This window comes from Xanthomonas prunicola, assembly GCF_025266575.1.
GTDB lineage: Bacteria > Pseudomonadota > Gammaproteobacteria > Xanthomonadales > Xanthomonadaceae > Xanthomonas > Xanthomonas prunicola.
On sequence record NZ_CP096142.1, the window covers coordinates 3,035,658 to 3,052,504 of the forward strand.

Sequence of the window (16,847 nt, forward strand, 5' to 3'; positions counted from 1 at the left end):
CATGATCGTCGTCGATACTCTGCACAAGTCGTTCAAGACCAAGGCCGGGCTGGTGAACGCCGTCGACGGCGTCAGTTTCAGTGCTGCCGATGGCCAGATCACCGGCCTGCTCGGCCCGAACGGTGCCGGCAAGACCACCACCTTGCGCATGCTCTACACGCTGATGTCGCCCGACCAGGGCAGTGTCACCATTGATGGCGTGGATGTCGCCCGCGACCCGGTGACAGTGCGACGCGCACTCGGCGTGTTGCCGGACGCACGCGGCGTCTACAAGCGTTTGACCGCACGCGAGAACATCGCCTATTTCGGTGAGTTGCATGGCATGTCGCGCGCGCAGATCGCGCAGCGCACAGGTCTGCTGTCGAAGGCGTTGGACATGGACGACATTCTGGATCGCCAGACCGAAGGCTTCAGCCAGGGCCAGCGCACCAAGACCGCGATTGCGCGGGCATTGGTGCACGACCCGCGCAACGTGATTCTGGACGAGCCCACCAACGGCCTGGATGTGATGACCACGCGCGCCATGCGTGGCTTCTTGCAGCAGTTGCGCGCAGAGGGGCGCTGCGTGATTTTTTCCAGCCACATCATGCAGGAGGTGGCAGCGCTGTGCGATCGCATCGTCATCATCGCCAAGGGCACGGTAGTGGCCTGCGGCAGCGCCGACGAACTGCGCGCGGCCACCGGTGAACACAATCTGGAAGACGCCTTCGTCAAGGCGATCGGCTCGGACGAGGGATTGCACGCATGAGCACGACATCGTTGTTGTCCACGCTATGGACGGTGCTGCGCAAGGAATTGCGCGACATCTCGCGCGACCGGCGCACCTTGGCATTGGCGTTACTGTTATCGCCGTTGCTGTACCCGATCCTGATTCTGGGCATGGGCGCCCTGAGCGAAAGCCGCGTGCGGACGCAGATCGACAAGCCGCTCGACATTCCCACTCTCGGTCGCAGCAACGCGCCGAATCTGGTGCGTTTTCTGGCCGCGCAAGGGCTCAACGCAGTGGATGCGCCAGCCGATCTGACGGCGGCGATTCGCAACCAGGATGTGGATGTGGCACTGCGCATCAGCGACAGCTACGCCGAGGATTGGCGCGAAGGCAGGCCGGCGCTGGTGGAGATCATCAAGGACAGCACGCGCCGCGAGGCCGATGTGCCGAGCCTGCGCCTGCAGGCCGCGCTCACCGGCTACAGCCAGCAGGTCGGCGCCTTGCGTTTGCTGGCGCGCGGGATCGATGCCCAGGTTTCCAGGCCCTTGGACGTTGCCGCGCAGGACCTGGCCACTGCCGAAGCCAAACGCGGCCAGATGATGGCGATGCTGCTGCCGGTGTTGCTGGTCATCACCTCGTTTCTGGGGGGCGCGTCGTTGATTCTGGATGCCACTGCCGGCGAGCGCGAACGTCAATCGCTGGAACCGTTGCTGGCCACGCCCGCGCCGCGCAGCGCCATTGTCAGCGGCAAGATCGCTGCGGCCTGCGTGATCGGCATGGTGTCGTTGTTGCTCACCTTGCTGGCGTTCAAGCTGAGTGCGCAGCTGTCCACGTCCAACCTCGGTCGTCAGCTCAATGTCGGTTTCGTGCCGATGCTGCAGATGCTCTTCATCCTGGTGCCGATGCTGTTCGTCGGCACCTCGCTGCTGACCTATCTGGCCGCCGCCGCCAAGAGCATGAAGGAAGCGCAGGCGCATATGACCTGGTTGCTGCTGCTGCCGATGCTGCCGGGCTACGCATTGATGGCGTATCCGCTGAAGACGCAGCTGTGGCATTTTGCGGTGCCGTTTCTGGCGCAAAACCAGATGCTGTTGAAGGTGATCCGCCACGAGACCATCAACGTGCAGACCTGGGCGGTGTATCTGCTGGCCGGCTTCGGTGTGGCGGCAATGCTGTGGTATGCCGCAGTGCGCCGGTATCACCAGGAGCGTCTGGCGATTTCGGGTTGATGGTGTTGCGCAACTAGCGGTCTGTTGCAAGTCCTTGCGACACCGTCTAAACACACGGGTGCACCAATCGCTGCACACCACCCCCACAACGCAACAGCCCGCATCGCTGCGGGCTGTTGCGTTTCTATGCCATCAACGATCCAGGCATCAACCGCCCGGATTGAACGACAGCGTGCGCCGCGTGGTCACCGGTGCGGCGACCGGTTCGAAGCGCCAGCGCTTGACCGCGTTGAGCGCTTCGCGATCGAACACGCGCGGCGGGTTGGCGCGCAGCACGCGCGAGGCGGTGACCGAGCCGTCGGTGCCGACCGTGAGCTCCACCAGCACTTCGCCGGAGGTGCCGGCGCGCAGTGCTTCGGCTGGGTAGCGCGGCGCCGGGGTGCTGATCGGGCGCAGCGACTGCGCGGCCGGTGCCGCGGCGGCGGCAGCCGCTGGAGCCGGACGCGCTGGCGCCGGTGCCGGGGTTTCGGCCTGACGACGCGCAGCGGCCTGGCGCTCGGCCTCGGCGGTCTGCTGGCGAGCCGCTTCCTGCTGCGCGGCAATCTGCTGGGCAGCAGCCGCCTCGCGGGTCTGCTGCTCGGCCAGACGTTTCTGCTCGGCGGCTTGCTTGGCCTTGTCCTCGACCTGCTTCTTGGCCTGCTCGGCATCCTGCTCGGAGCGGTTGGCGGCGGTCTTCATGCCGGTTTCCAGGCCGCCCTTCAGGCGCGGCAATGCCGGTGCCTTGGGATCGACCTTTTCGATCAGCGCAATTAAACGCTGCGCCTCGGGGAACTCTTCACGGCTGATGCTTTGTTCGGCGGCGATCAGCGTGTAAGGCAGCAGATCGGTCAGCGCGCTGTTGACGGTGGCGTCCTGCGGCTGCTTCTCACGCAAGGCCAGGTAGTACTCCACCGCGTTGTCGCCGGCCGGGGCGTACATGCGGTTGTCCTGCAGCGCCTTGGTGGCCGATGTGCGCAACTGGTCGGCGGCCATCGACTGCACCTGCGGCGAGACCGCCGTCGCAGGCGTGGGTGCCGATGCCGCCGGCGTGTCGCCGGTCGCAGGCGCGGTGGTGGCGGCCTTGTCTTCCTGCTTGGAGCAGGCGGCCAGGCCAACCAGCAAAATGACCGGCGCGATCCGGCGTGCCATACGGCCCTGTGTCAGATCCAACATGCGTCCCCCTTACCCCGAGTGCGAAAGATAACGTTGTTGCGGCGAGCGCCGGCCATTGTTCCCGCAATGGTCGGCAATGCCGCAATCTAGCATTGCTGGGGCGGTCTAAGCCAAGGGTTGCGCAGCAGACTGCCGAAATTTATTCCGCCGGGGTCGCCATGACCGTCGGGGTCGGTACGCGCGCGGCCGGTTCGGGCGGCGGCGGGGCAGGGCAGTAGCGGCGCAGGAAGTCCGCGTGCGCGGGCAACCGCACCAGCGCCCCCTCCACCCGGGTGCGGATGGTCTCCAAAAAGCGGCTCAGCTCCGCATCGCCCATCAGGTCGGCCACCGGGTGATGCTGGTGCGGCACGATGCCCTGGCCCAGCATCACCTGCACCCACGAGTTCTCGGCAAACAGCTCGTTGGCCTGATGGAACACGCGCCCGCTCTGGCGGAACAGCTCCACCCGGTGGCGCAGCGAATCGGGGATGTCCATTGCCGCACAGTCCCGCCAGAATGGCGTGTCGCGGCGATCGGTGGCGTGGTAGTGCAGGATCACGAAATCGCGGATGTGCGTGATTTCCTGGGCTGCCTGGCGATTGTACTCGGCGCTGTCGACAGCATTGATGACCTGCGGAAAGGTCTGCAGCAGACGGATGATGCCGCGCTGGATCAGATGGATGTTGGTCGATTCCAGCGGCTCCAGGAACCCGCTTGCCAGGCCCAGCGCCACGCAGTTCTTTTCCCACACGCGGTGGCGCTGGTTGGGGGTGAAACGCAGCGGCCGCGGCTCGGTGAGCGCGCGCCCGGTGAGGTTGCGTTCCAGCACCGCACGCGCGCTGTCCTGGTCCATGTAGCGGCTGGAATACACGATGCCGTTGCCCACCCGGTGCTGCAGTGGAATGCGCCACATCCAGCCGGCCTGATCGGCGCGCGAGCGGGTGTAGGTCACCGGTGGGCCCACCGATTCGGTCTGCACCGCCAGCGCACTGTCGGCGAATAACCAGTGCGACCAATCGTCCCTGCCCACGCCCAGCGTCTTGCCGATCAGCAGCCCGGCAAAGCCGGTGCAATCCAGGAACAGGTCGCCTTCCACCCGCGTGCCGTCCTGCAGCGTCAGTGCGGTGAGAAAGCCGCTTTCGGCATCGGTCTCCACCTGGCCGATGCGGCCTTCGATGCGCGTGACGCCGAAGCCTTCGCTGAAGCGGCGCAAGAAGCGCGCGTACAGCCCAGCGTCCAGGTGATAGGCGTAATTCATGCCGCCATTGGGCAGGTGCGCAAAGCGGCCTTCCTGCGCGGCGCGTAGTTCCAGGCAATAGTCGCCGAAGTCGCGCGCGACGCCGCGCTGGCGCCCCTTCAACCAGAAGTGTTGGAACCCGGCGCTCCAGTGATCGGTGCCGGCATGACCGAAGGAATGGATGTAATGCCGGTCCACATCGCGCCAGTGTTCGAAGGCGATACCGAGCTTGATGGTGGCCTGCGTGGCGGCCATGAAGGCGGCCTCGTCGATCTCCAGCAGCCGGTGGAAGGTGACCAGGCTGGGAATGGTGGCTTCGCCCACGCCCACCGTGCCGATCTCGTCCGACTCCACCAGGGTGATCTGCAGGTGCCGGCCCAGCAGCTTCGACAGCGCCGCGGCGGCCATCCAGCCGGCCGTGCCGCCACCGGCGATGACGACGCGGCGCACCGGGCGCTGTTGCGGGTCGGAAGGCATGGTGTCGGGCATGGCGGAGTCCTCAGCGATTCAAGCGTTGCAGCAGCCGTGCGCGCAGGCTGCGCGCGCTGGCGTCGTCCATCGGGGCCAGCACGCCGCGCGCGGCATCGGGCAGATGCGCGGCGGTGGTGTCGTCTGCCTCGAAGACATAGTGACGAAACACCTCTTGCCAGGTGACGCGTTGTTCGGCCGGCAAGTCGCGGATGGTCAGCAGCGCCAGCATCAGCGCGTTCATCGGCGAATCCATGTAGGACGGACTCTGCCGCCACCAGAAATTCACCAGCACGTTGAAGCTCTCCAGTGCCTGGACGTGGTGCCACCACATGCTGGGAATGAACAATGCATCGCCCGGCGCCAGCTCGGCGACCAGCGCATGGTCCAGCGCTTGCGCATAGCGCGGAAAGCGCTGCAGATCCGGTGCGGCGATATCCACCAGGCTGACCGGTTGCCCGGCCGGGGTCAGATCCAACGGGCCGATGTAGAGGTTGGCCAACTGCTCGGGTGGAAACAACGTAAAACGCCGCCGCCCGGCGACCACGCAGGCCAGGTTGTCGGGCAGGTCCTGATGTGCGGCGATGCGGGTGCGGTTGCCGATCCAGATGCTGGCCAGCGGCTCGCGTTGCGGCAGCACGATCGGATTGTGCGCGCGCAGCCCGGGCAGGTAGGTATCCAGCGTGGTGGAGCCCACATAGATTGCCGGTGGCTGCGCGTTATCGAGGTCGCGCAACAAGGTGTCCAGCACCACCGCCAGCGGCACGCGCTCGGGGCGGAAGTTGAAGCCGCTCATGTCCGCGTTGTAGAAGAAACGCCCGCCGATGTCCGGTGGCCCAACCTGCGCTACCACCGCCTCGCCGCGGTCGAAGCCACGCAGATAGGCGGCAGCGGCCTGGGCGGAACTTGCGCCGGCGCGGGCCAGCGGCCAGTCGCGCACCAGCCCACGCAGCACCAGTGGCGTGGTGGAGCGAAGGATGGCTGGGTCCAGCTGATGCGGGTCCAGGCCGTGGCGTTCTTCGATGGGGCGTGGCTCAGCCAGCATGACGACGATTCATGCGTTCGAGCAGATGGCGAAATTGCGCAATCGAGGCCACCGCCATGTACAGCGGTTCCAGATCGCCATGCCAGTGCAGCTCGAGCAGCGCGGCGTCATCGAGTCTGCGCAGGCGCTCTTCATGCACAACGTAGAGCCCGGCCAGCCGGCATTCCAGGCCGTTGTTCAAGGTGGCTTCGAACACGAAGGGTTCGAGCAGGTCGTAACGCAGTACACGGTCGACAAACGCATCGCTGGCGGCAAGCCCATCATGCAGCGTGCGCAGTACCTGGCTAATGTGGTCCAGAAAGTCGGTGGTGCCACCGTGTTCGCGAAACAGCAGCTCACCCTCAACGCTGCTGATGCGCGGGCTGTCCAGATCCACATGCACCATCGGCCCATCGGGTTGTTCGCCGATCAGGAACGGTTGGCGCTGAATCGACAGCGGGATATAGGGCGCATCCCAACGCGTGCCATCCAGGAACAGGTTTTCTCCCAGGCGTAATCCCAGCAATGCCAGCGGTTGGAAACTGCGCTCACCGCTGCAATGAAACACGATGGGATATTGCGCCTGCAACTGGCGGAATTCCTGCGGAAAGGTCGCAGCCGATATCACATCATCGCCGTAGGCGGCGCCGTGCGCGGTGATCACGCGCAGAGCGCGGTGATCGAGATTGTTCAACAACACAGCATTGGTCATGGGGGAGTGGCACTGCACGCGGGGCGCGTGGCCCATGCTTCAACGAATCGCCACTGCACGGCAAGCCCTGGACGCATTCACGTCATCTGGCCGGGCGCAACGGCCGTGTCCATTCCCCGGCAGCCAGGCTGCCGGGGAATGGATGCGGGGACTGCAGCGATGCCGTCATTCCTGCATCGCCAGAGCGTGGATCACCAGAACTTGTAACGCAGGCCCAGCATGTAGCGCGGACCGGTCTGGGTGGCATAGATAATCTCGTTCTTCTGCCGGCCATGCTGACGCTGGATTTCGTTGGTGAGGTTGATCGCCTCCAGGCTCAGCGACAGGTTCTCGGTCCACTGGTAACCGATGCTCAGGTCCAGCTGGCCGTAGGCTTCGGTGTAAACCGGATTGGGCTGACCGCTGCCGTCGAAACGCGCGGCCAGGAATTCGTCGCGCCAGTTATAGGCCGCACGTACCTGCCACTTGTCCTTGTCGTAGAAGCCGACCAGGTTGGCCGAGTCGCTCAGGCCTTCCAGCGCGAACTGCTCGCCGATCACGTAGTTGTTGTAGGTCAGCCCGGAATCGACCTTGGTGTAGTTGGCCGACACGCCGAAACCGCTGGCGCCGAACATGTGCTGCAGGTTGAATTCCCAACCATCCAACGATGCCGAGCGCTGGTTGGCCGGCGCGGTGATGGCGAAGTTGGCTACCGGATCGCCCGGCTGCCCGCTGATCACGCCGGTGGCGTTGCCGTTGGCATCGTCAGCCCCGCGTACCACGCCCGGCGAACCGCCGCGGTTGCGGAAGATGTAGTTGCGAATACAGGTCAGGTCGGCCGAGGCGCAGCCATTGCCCAGCGCTTCGTTCCAGTACGCACCGCCGATCGGGGTGTTCAAGCCCAGGGAGGTGTCGTTACGCGTAGTGACGCCGATGTAGTTGTCGATGTTCTTGCGGAAGAAGCCCACCGAGGCGTAGCTGGCATCGCTGTAGTACCACTCCAGCGAGAAATCGATGTTGTGCGAGAGCAGCGGCTTCAGGCCGGGGTTGCCTTCCTGGCCGGTGCCGCCTTCCAGGCGCGCGATCTGGTTGAGCGTCTGCCCGCCCTGGATGTCGCCCCAACCGGGACGGCCGATGGTTTCGCCGTAGCTGCCGCGCAGCACCAGGTCTTCGGTGAGCCTGAAGCTCAGGTCCAGGCTGGGCAGCCAGTATTCGTACTTGCCGCTGCCGCCGGCGAACGCCGAGTCGGCCAGGCGGATTGGCAACTCGTTGTTGGCGACCCAGTCGATGCCCACTGCCACCGGTACCAGCGCCTGCGCCTGGACCTTGGTTTCTTCGTAACGCACGCCGGCGGCCAGGCTGATCGGCACGCGCAGATCGTCCCAGCTGTTGTTCCACTGCAGGTAGGCGTTCTTGGACTTTTCGGTCACACGGCGGTCGGTGGTGAACACCGGCGAGATGCGATACAGCGCGTCATTGCCAGCGGCTTGCGCAGCGGCCTGGCGCACGCGCTCGAAGTCGAACAGGTACAGCTGGTTGAACTGCTGCGGATTGCCGCTGCCGTCGATCGCATCGAAGTACTGCGCAAACGCGCTGGGAATCCAGAGGTCGTCCGGATAGTCGGCCGCGGTGCCGTTGCCGCCCCAGGTGTCGCGCTGCACGTTGGAGAACGCCGAGCGGTTCTTGACCTCGGTGCTGCCGATGCCGAACTTCAACTGCGAATAGTTTTCGAAAGTGAAGTCGCCGTTGACCTGCGCCTGATCGATTTCCGACTTCATGTAGCTGTTGCGGAATGCCGAGCCGGTGACCAGCGTGCGCGACGGGTCCAGACCGTTCAACCCGAAGCCCAGTTGCTGCTGCAGCACCGGGAAATCCTTGCTGAAATCCACCACCGAGGTGCCGCGGTAGAAGCCGGACACGCCCAGCGAGTTGCTCGACCCATACGGGCTGTCCGCGCCGGCTTCGGCGGTGGAGCGATGGATGTCGAAGTTGAGCTTGAACTGATCGTTCACCGCCCAATCCACATTGAAGCCGAGCGATTTGTTCTGGTTACGCGTGGCCGCCTTGGAGCCGGCGGTGGCCAGATCGCTGGTGGGGGGATTGACGATTTCCGAATAGGTCACCGGCCCTGCGACCGGTCCCTTGGTCCAGGAGCTGGCGGACGGTCCGTAGTTGAACCACACCGACATCTCGTTGCGCTGCTGCTGGATCTTGTTTTCCGAGTAGGTGTAATCCAGTGTGGTGGTGATGTTGTCCAGCGGCTTGTACTGCAGCACCAGCTGACCGTTGGTGCGCTGGCGTTCGACGCCCACCACGCGGTAATTGAGGTTCTGCGGTACCGAATAGATATCGTTCGGACCAGGGCGGTTGACGATGTTCTCCGAGCCCGGCGCACCCGGCTGCGGAATGGTGCCGTAGGCGGTCGAATCGCCACGGAATGCGCGCCAGCCATTGGGCACGCCAACCTGGCTGTAGCCAAAGTCGCGTTCCTGGTAGCTGCCGCTCAGCGACACGCCGAAGCGTCCGTCGGCCGAGGTGTTGCTGAAAATGCCCGAAATTTCCGGCGTCAGCGAATCGCCCTGCAAGCGGCCGGGCAGGTTCTCGTTGGATGCATCGTGCACACCCTTCAGGCCGACATTGGCATGCATGCCCGGATTATCCAGCGGCCGGGCGGTCTTGATGTTGATGGTCGCGCCGATACCGCCGGTGGGCGTGCTGGCACGGCTGGTCTTGAACACCTCGATGCCGGAGATCGACTCGGACGCCAGGTTGGCGAAGTCGAACGCACGCGAGTTGGAGGCGTTGGATTCTTCGATGCTGGCACCCGGCATCTGCCGGCCGTTCAACAGCACCAGATTGAAGTCCGGGCCGACACCGCGCACGGTCACGCGCGAGCCTTCGCCCAGCGAGCGGTCGATCGACACACCGCTGATACGCTGCAACGACTCAGCCAGATTGGTATCGGGGAACTTGCCGATGTCTTCGGCCACGATGCCATCGACGATGCCTTGCGCATCGCGTTTGACGTTCATCGACGAGGTAAGGCTGCCGCGGATACCACTGACCTGGACGGTATCGAGGGTGGCGGGGTCGGCCTGACTGGAGCCCGGAACGGTGGATGCGGACTGCGGCGTCGGCGCGGTCTGCGCGGCCAGCGGCGTCGACAATGCAAACAGCAGGGCAGACGTCAAGCGCCGCGTGCGCGGCAGGGTGCGAGTCTCTCTCACGGTAGTTGCTTCCCCAAACAAAAGATAAGGCCGGCCCCAGGCGGGGCAGGCAAAGGTCGAACGGACAATCGAGCATTTGTTAGTGCGGCCTTAACAAAGTCAATTTGCAGTGCAGCATCGACAGTGACCTAATCGCGTCACACATCGTTCCACTGGGCAGGGTTTGCGATGCATCCGCGCGCAAACGCTTGGCCTTACCATCGCGCTTCGATGGCAACGTATCGCGATATGCGATGGCATTGACACAGCGAGCGCGAGTCTTGAATGCGCGACTGGCAAGCGGATTCGTCAGGTGCGTGCCGGCCCGATGCTTGCCAGACACAGCCGCTTTACGTTGTGTCTGCCGCTACGACCCTACCTTTGACTGGAGCGCACGATGATCGATCTGTACTACTGGCCCACGCCGAATGGCCACAAAGTCACCTTGTTCCTGGAAGAGGCCGGGCTGAAGTACACGGTCAAGCCGGTCAACATCGGCAAGGGCGAACAGTTCGCGCCGGCGTTCCTGCAGATTTCGCCCAACAACAAGATGCCAGCCATCGTTGACCATGCACCGGTCGACGGCGGCGGGCCGCAGAGCGTGTTCGAATCCGGCGCGATCCTGCTGTATCTGGCCGAGAAGACCGGCCGCTTTCTGCCGCGCGATGCGCGCGGTCGCATCGCCGCGCTGGAATGGCTGTTCTGGCAGATGGGCGGGCTGGGCCCGATGAGCGGCCAGATGGGCCACTTCAACGTCTATGCACCGGAAAAGATTCCCTACGCGATCGAGCGCTACAACGCGGAGGTGGGCCGCCTGCATGGCGTGCTCGACAAGCGCCTGGCCGACCATGCCTTCCTGGCCGGCAACGATTACGGCATTGCCGACATGGCCAGCTATCCGTGGATCGACGTGTATGGCGACCTCAAGCCGGACGATGGCGCCTTCCCGCATCTGAAGCGCTGGCACGACGCCATCGCCGCGCGTCCGGCCACGCAGCGTGCCTACGCCCTCAAGGAGCAGGTCGACCCAAACGCCGGCAAGCCGCTCAGCGATGAAGAGCGCAAACACCTGTTCGGTAAGCGCTGAAGGCGCAGTCGCACTGGCAGAGCGCGCATCGCAGTGCGACATGGCGCTTGAAACCTTCTCCCGTCGGGGCGAAAAGGCATGGCATACGCCCCCAGCCCGCGGCGCAAACGCGGGCTGGGGCGCGAAGTGGGGGGCGGCGGTGTCGTACGCCACGCGCGGTGACGCGTGATTGTTATCGAGCGCTCACAGACAGCCCGCGCTGCCTGCACAACCCCGGCACCATCCCTGCGCACGCGCACGCCCGAGCGACCAACGCCCGCATCGCCGCGCTTCTCAAACTTTCACCACCCCTGCATCCTGTGCCAGCACTTCCGCCAGGATCTTCAATGCGCGCCTTGTTCGCCGCCCTTGCCCTCATGCTCAGTACCGCTTCCATGGCCCACGCCGAAAAACTCACGCTGGAGGCCATCACCGGCCCGTTGCCGCTTGCCGGCCCCACGCTGATGAAACCCAAGGTGGCGCCGGATGGCTCGCGCGTGACCTTCCTGCGCGGCAAGGACGGCGATCGCAATCAGCTGGATCTGTGGGAATACGACATCGCCAGCGGCCAGACGCGCCTGCTGGTCGATTCCAAGGTCGTGCTGCCCGGCACCGAGGTCCTGAGCGATGTCGAAAAAGCCCGTCGCGAACGCCAACGCATCGCCGCGCTCACCGGCATCGTCGATTACCAATGGGCACCGGATGCGCACGCGCTGTTGTTCCCGCTCGGTGGCGAGTTGTATCTATACGACCTGCGCAAGACCGGCGCGGCAGCAGTCCGCAGGCTCACCCACGGCGAAGGCTTTGCCACCGACGCCAAACTCTCGCCCAAGGGTGGCTTCGTCAGCTTCGTGCGCGAGCGCAATCTGTGGGTGATCGATCTGGCCAGCGGCAACGCGCTGCAGCTGACCCACGATGGCAGCGAGACCATCGGCAATGGCGTGGCCGAATTCGTCGCCGACGAAGAAATGGATCGCCACACCGGCTATTGGTGGGCGCCGGACGATTCGGCCATTGCCTTCGCGCGCATCGACGAAGCGCAGGTGCCCGTGCAGAAGCGTCCGGAAGTGTATGCCGACCACACCGAGGTGATCAGCCAGCGCTATCCGCAGGCCGGCCAGCCGAATGTAGCGGTGCAGCTGGGCGTGATCGTACCGCGCGCCAAGGCGACTCCGCGCTGGATCGACCTGGGCAAGAACCCGGACATCTATCTGGCGCGTGTGGACTGGCGTGATGCGCAGCGCTTGACCTTCCAGCGCCAGTCGCGCGACCAGAAGACCCTTGAGCTGATCGAAACCACCCTGGCCAGCGGCGCGCAGCGCACGCTCATCACCGAAACCTCGCCAACCTGGGTGCCGCTCAGCAACGACCTGCGGTTCCTCAAGGACGGCCGCTTTGTCTGGAACTCCGAACGCAGTGGCTACGAGCACCTGTATCTTGCGTCCGAAGACGGCCACACGCTGACGCCGCTCACCGCCGGCAACTGGGTCGTCGATGGCCTGCTCGCCATCGACGAACAGGCCGGCACGGTGTATTTCGCCGCAAGCAAAGACGCGCCCACGCAAACCCATCTCTATGCCGTGCCGCTGGCCGGCGGCGCGATCGAAAGGCGTTCCAGCGTCAACGGCACGCACGCGGCCAGCTTTGCGAACAACGCCAGCGTGTACGTCGACACATGGTCCAACACCACCACGCCGCCGCAGATCGAGTTGTTTCGCGCCAATGGCGAAAAAATCGCCACGCTGCTGAAGAACGACCTGAGCGACCCACAGCATCCGTACGCCAGATACCGCGACGCGCAGCGCCCGATCGAATTCGGCACGCTCAGCGCTGCCGACGGCAAGACACCGCTGCATTACCGCCTGACCAAGCCGGACAATTTCGACCCGGCCAAGCGCTACCCGGTCATCGTCTATGTGTATGGCGGCCCGGCGGCGCAGACCGTGCTCGATGCCTGGCCCAGCCGCGGCGATGCCTTGTTCGACCAGTACTTGGCCCAGCGCGGGTACGTGGTGTTTTCGCTGGATAACCGCGGCACCCCACGGCGCGGGCGCGACTTCGGTGGCGCGCTGTACGGCAAGCAGGGCACGGTGGAAGTGGACGACCAGCTGCAAGGTGTGGCCTGGCTCAAACAACACCCCTGGGTCGATGCCAAGCGGATTGGCGTGCAGGGCTGGTCCAACGGCGGTTACATGACCTTGATGCTGCTGGCCAAGCACAGCGAGACCTATGCCTGCGGCGTCGCCGGCGCACCGGTCACCGATTGGGGTCTGTACGACACGCATTACACCGAGCGCTACATGGACCTGCCGGCTAACAACGTCGCAGGCTATCGCGACGCACGCATCGCCACGCATCTGGATGGACTGCGCGCCAAGCTGCTACTGATCCACGGCATGGCCGACGACAATGTGCTGTTCACCAACTCCACTGCGCTGATGAGCGCGTTGCAGCAACGCGGCACCCCATTTGAATTGATGACGTATCCCGGCGCGAAGCATGGGTTGTCGGGTGCATCCGCACTGCATCGTTACAAGACCGCCGAAGCGTTTTTGCAGCGCTGTTTGATGCCGGTGCACGACTAAATACACACCGATGCGTTGCACCGATCGCCCGCCGTTACCAGTGTTCGCACAAGGAGTGCCATGTCCCTGCCGCCACCGATCCCTCCAGCATCACCGCAGCCCCAGCGCGCGCATGATTTTTGGAGCCGGCATTGGAGGTGGGTTGTCCCCGGCATCGGCGTGGCGCTGTTCTTGCTGCTTGCGCTGCTGATCGGTGGGGTGCTCTACGTGATCACTGCAGCGCTGAAATCCAGCGATGTGTATCGCGACGCATTGCAGATCGCCAGGACCGATGCGCGGGTCGTGCAACTGCTTGGCACACCGATCACCGAAGCCTTCCTGCCCAACGGCAGCGTCCGTTACTCCGGTCCCACCGGCGAGGCGCATTTCAGCGTTGGGCTGCAGGGCCCGCGCGGCGAGGGCAGCGTGCAGGTGGATGCCACACGCCGGCATGGCCGTTGGACCTACCAGACACTGACCTTCGCCGGCATCGATGGCGACCCGATCGATGTGTTGCCTGCCACCGCATCGCCACCGCAGCCCTGCCTGCCATGACCTAAGGCAGATTGCCGCGGCCGTTGCGGATGGGTAGGGTCGCGCTACTCACTTCGCGGATCTGCCTCATGAAGCCACTCGTTCTCGCCGTTGCGCTGGCGCTCGGTTCCTCGTTGCCGTTGCAGGCACAGACCGGCAAGACCGCGCCGACACAACCCGCCAGCCCGGCCTGGGTGCAGACCAGCAACGGGTATGCGCAGATCCTGCTCAACGCGCAGGCGCCGTTCCAGCCCGAATACGCCAGCTTCTTCGGTGTGCCGGGCTACGACGACCAGGTCGTCGACCTGGGCCCGGACAACGCCGCGCGCTACCGCGATGCCATGCGCAAGGCACGCGCCACGTTGCAGGCCAAGCTGACCACCGAGCGCGATGCCAACGTGCGCCAGGACCTGCAGATCATGATCGGCGCCGCCGAGCAGAACATCGACGGCAGCGAGCTCAACGAGCGCTATCTGTTGCCCTGGAGCGACGCGCCTGAGGTCGTCTTCAGCGGCCTCAACGGTCTGCTCTCCGACCAGACCGTGCCCGAGCGCCGCGCCAAGGCGCTGGACCGCCTCAAGCGTTACGTCGGCCTGGTGCCGGGCAGCACGCCCACCACCACGCTGGCGCGCCAGCGCTACGAGGAAAAGCTGGGCAACACCGCGTTACTGCAGCCCACCCAGCGCGAAGTGGAGCAGGCGCTGGCGAACGTGGACACCTACGTCGCCGGCATCGGCGAGTTGTTCGCCAAGTACAAGATCGCCGGCGCCGACGAAGCGCTCAAGGCGATGTCCACCCAGTTGAAGGATTACGCCAGCTGGACCCGCACCACGGTGTTGCCGAAGGCGCGCAAGGACACCCGCCTGCCCGAACCGCTGTATGCCTTCCAGCTCAAGCAGGTCGGCATCGATATCGCCCCGCAGCAGTTGATCCAGCGCGCGCAGCTGGAATTCATGGAAACCCGCTCGGCGATGCGTCAGCTCGCGCCGCTGGTGGCCAAGGCCAAGGGCGTGCAGGGCAGCGATTATGTGCAGGTGATCCGTGCGCTCAAGGGCAAGAAGATCGCCGACGACCAGCTGGAAACCCACTACCGCGGCGTGATCGACCAGATCGACCCGATCATCCGGCAGCAGCGCATCGTCGATGTGCCCAATCGCCCGATGCAGATGCGCCTGGGCAGTGCCGCCGAAAGCGCTGCGCAACCGGCACCGCACTTCCTGCCGGCACCGCTGATCGGCAATACCGGCCAGCAGGGCCAGTTCGTGCTGCCGCTGGGCAACCCGACCGCCGACGGCGGCAAGAAGGAGCAGTACGACGACTTCAACTTCGGCTCGGCCGCCTGGACGCTCAGCGCGCATGAAGGTCGCCCCGGCCACGAGCTGCAGTTCACCGCCATGGTCGAACGCGGCGTGTCGCTGGCGCGCAGTCTGTTCGCGTTCAACTCGGTCAACGTCGAAGGCTGGGCGCTGTACGCCGAAGCCGAAATGGTGCCGTACGAACCGCTCGACGGGCAGCTGATCGCCCTGCAGTTCCGCCTGCTGCGCGCTGCCCGCGCCATGCTCGACCCGATGCTCAACCTGGGCCTGATCGACCGCGAGCGCGCGCGCCAGGTACTGGAAGACGACGTCGGCCTGTCGCCGGCGATGACCCGCCAGGAACTGGACCGCTACACCGTCCGCGCCCCCGGCCAGGCCGGCAGCTACTTCTACGGCTACACCCGCATCCTCGAACTGCGCATGCGCACCGAGCTGGCGCTCGGCAAGAAATTCGACCGCCTGGCCTTCAACAACTTCCTGCTCGACCAGGGCCTGCTACCACCGGATCAGCTGGCCAAGGCAGTGGAAACGCAGTTCATTCCGGCGCAGCAGGCCAAGCGCTAAGTCGCTTCGTCGCATGCAAAAGCACAATGGTGACTATCTGCGGGCTTTACCGCGTCGCCGGCGGAACATCAGGTGCCGGGCGCTGCTGTGCCCCCGCCGGCACCCAGATCGCCACACCCGCTGCGCGCTTCTGGGTGGTCGGGATGCCGATGCCCAGGCCGCCGCCGACGTGGCCGCCATAGCTGCCGCCGCCGACCGACAGGCCGCCGCCGGAGCGCTCCGAGCCAACGCCGACGATGACCACGCCGTTGGCGCCGAGCTTGGCGGCTTCGCGCTTCAGTCGCATGACGGCTGCATCGGTCTGGCCCTGGGTGCCGAAGCCGGCGGCACTGGTCGACTCAAGCTGGGCGATCTCCACCGAGCCCACTGGGGCGTTGGAATACACCTGCACCTGCGCCGGGTCGATCGGCGCGCGCGCCTGGCCCAGCATCACCTTGGAGCTGCTGGCGCAGCCGGCCAGCAAGGCAGCGCTAGCCGCAGCGATGGCGACGTTCCTGATCAGCGATTGCAGGTGCATGGTGGACCCCCCTTGGGTAATGAAAGCTGGGTAATGAAAGCCGGGTAGTGGCAGCGATGATCCGGCGCCTGGACTGAATCGCGTCGGACTTTGGCGCACCCTAGCCATGCCGGTGTGAGGCTGCTGCCAAACCGCCATTGGTCACGATGACCACCCGCCCACGGCGCGAGGACGGCCGCGCCGGTAAGCTCGCGCTTTCTTCAAGACGAGGTGGCACGTGGGATTGATCAGTCTGTTGTGGGGCATCGTGGCGCTGCTCTGGATGGTGCTGGCCTTCATCCCCCTGCTGGGCTGGGGCAATTGGTTCCTGATTCCGTTCGCGGCAGTGGGTGCGCTGATCGCCGCCATCGCGCTGTTGTTCACCTCGGCGGGCAACCGCGGCCGCGCCAAGACCGGCCTGCTGCTCAATGGCCTGGTGATCGTGGTCGGGGTGATCCGCTTGAGCATCGGCGGCGGCGTGATCTAAGGCGCGTTCGACAAGCCGGCGATGCGCACCCGCGTGTGCCGGTGTCGGGTACGCGCGTCGGGCAGGGCCTGCACGCAGCTTCGCCAAGCTGTCCGCTCTGCCGCTGGCAGCACGCAAGCAACAGC

13 protein-coding genes are annotated in these 16,847 nt (G+C 65.1%); 7 read left to right on the forward strand and 6 right to left on the reverse strand.

Annotated elements, in window-relative coordinates; genetic code table 11:
• Position 1 precedes the first annotated feature (1 nt).
• Both M0D43_RS12840 and M0D43_RS12845 read left to right on the forward strand, forming a co-directional pair.
• Complete coding sequence (locus M0D43_RS12840) at positions 2-748, forward strand: ABC transporter ATP-binding protein (protein WP_260807245.1); 747 nt, start codon at positions 2-4, stop codon at positions 746-748.
• Positions 745-1,938, forward strand: coding sequence for an ABC transporter permease (locus M0D43_RS12845; RefSeq protein WP_252164916.1), 1,194 nt, complete (start codon positions 745-747; stop codon positions 1,936-1,938). The genes M0D43_RS12840 and M0D43_RS12845 overlap by 4 nt, the downstream gene beginning before the upstream one ends.
• 147 nt (positions 1,939-2,085) lie before the next feature.
• Here the strand turns inward: M0D43_RS12845 and M0D43_RS12850 are convergent, their stop codons facing one another.
• The 5 genes from M0D43_RS12850 to M0D43_RS12870 form a co-directional block, all read right to left on the reverse strand.
• Complete coding sequence (locus M0D43_RS12850; RefSeq protein ID WP_252164917.1) at positions 2,086-3,090, reverse strand: energy transducer TonB; 1,005 nt, start codon at positions 3,088-3,090, stop codon at positions 2,086-2,088.
• 139 nt (positions 3,091-3,229) lie between these two features.
• Positions 3,230-4,795, reverse strand: coding sequence for a tryptophan halogenase family protein (locus tag M0D43_RS12855; RefSeq protein ID WP_252164918.1), 1,566 nt, complete (start codon positions 4,793-4,795; stop codon positions 3,230-3,232).
• Between the two features lie 10 nt (positions 4,796-4,805).
• Complete coding sequence (locus tag M0D43_RS12860; protein WP_252164919.1) at positions 4,806-5,819, reverse strand: cupin-like domain-containing protein; 1,014 nt, start codon at positions 5,817-5,819, stop codon at positions 4,806-4,808.
• On the reverse strand, positions 5,809-6,510 hold the full coding sequence (locus M0D43_RS12865) for a SapC family protein (RefSeq protein WP_252164920.1): 702 nt from the start codon (positions 6,508-6,510) through the stop codon (positions 5,809-5,811). The genes M0D43_RS12860 and M0D43_RS12865 overlap by 11 nt, the downstream gene beginning before the upstream one ends.
• Positions 6,511-6,701: 191 nt before the next feature.
• Positions 6,702-9,716, reverse strand: coding sequence for a TonB-dependent receptor (locus M0D43_RS12870; RefSeq protein ID WP_252164921.1), 3,015 nt, complete (start codon positions 9,714-9,716; stop codon positions 6,702-6,704).
• Between the two features lie 376 nt (positions 9,717-10,092).
• Here M0D43_RS12870 and M0D43_RS12875 point away from each other — a divergent pair, with 376 nt between their 5' ends.
• The 4 genes from M0D43_RS12875 (at position 10,093) to M0D43_RS12890 (ending at position 15,739) form a co-directional block, all read left to right on the forward strand.
• Positions 10,093-10,782, forward strand: a complete 690-nt coding sequence (locus tag M0D43_RS12875; protein ID WP_252164922.1) for a glutathione binding-like protein — start codon at positions 10,093-10,095, stop codon at positions 10,780-10,782.
• 326 nt (positions 10,783-11,108) lie between these two features.
• A complete protein-coding gene (locus M0D43_RS12880; protein ID WP_252164923.1) occupies positions 11,109-13,346 on the forward strand; it encodes a dipeptidyl aminopeptidase 4 in 2,238 nt (745 codons plus the stop codon).
• Positions 13,347-13,505: 159 nt separating this feature from the next.
• The gene (locus M0D43_RS12885) at positions 13,506-13,880 is read left to right on the forward strand and encodes a cytochrome c oxidase assembly factor Coa1 family protein (RefSeq protein ID WP_252164924.1); all 375 of its coding nucleotides are present in this window, start codon (positions 13,506-13,508) and stop codon (positions 13,878-13,880) included.
• Positions 13,881-13,948: 68 nt separating this feature from the next.
• The gene (locus M0D43_RS12890) at positions 13,949-15,739 is read left to right on the forward strand and encodes a DUF885 domain-containing protein (RefSeq protein WP_260807246.1); all 1,791 of its coding nucleotides are present in this window, start codon (positions 13,949-13,951) and stop codon (positions 15,737-15,739) included.
• 46 nt (positions 15,740-15,785) lie between these two features.
• Here the strand turns inward: M0D43_RS12890 and M0D43_RS12895 are convergent, their stop codons facing one another.
• Positions 15,786-16,256, reverse strand: a complete 471-nt coding sequence (locus M0D43_RS12895) for a hypothetical protein (protein WP_252164926.1) — start codon at positions 16,254-16,256, stop codon at positions 15,786-15,788.
• A 223-nt stretch (positions 16,257-16,479) separates the two neighbouring features.
• On the opposite strand from M0D43_RS12895, the gene M0D43_RS12900 reads away from it, so the two are divergent.
• Positions 16,480-16,722, forward strand: coding sequence for a hypothetical protein (locus tag M0D43_RS12900; RefSeq protein WP_252165056.1), 243 nt, complete (start codon positions 16,480-16,482; stop codon positions 16,720-16,722).
• Positions 16,723-16,847 lie beyond the last annotated feature (125 nt).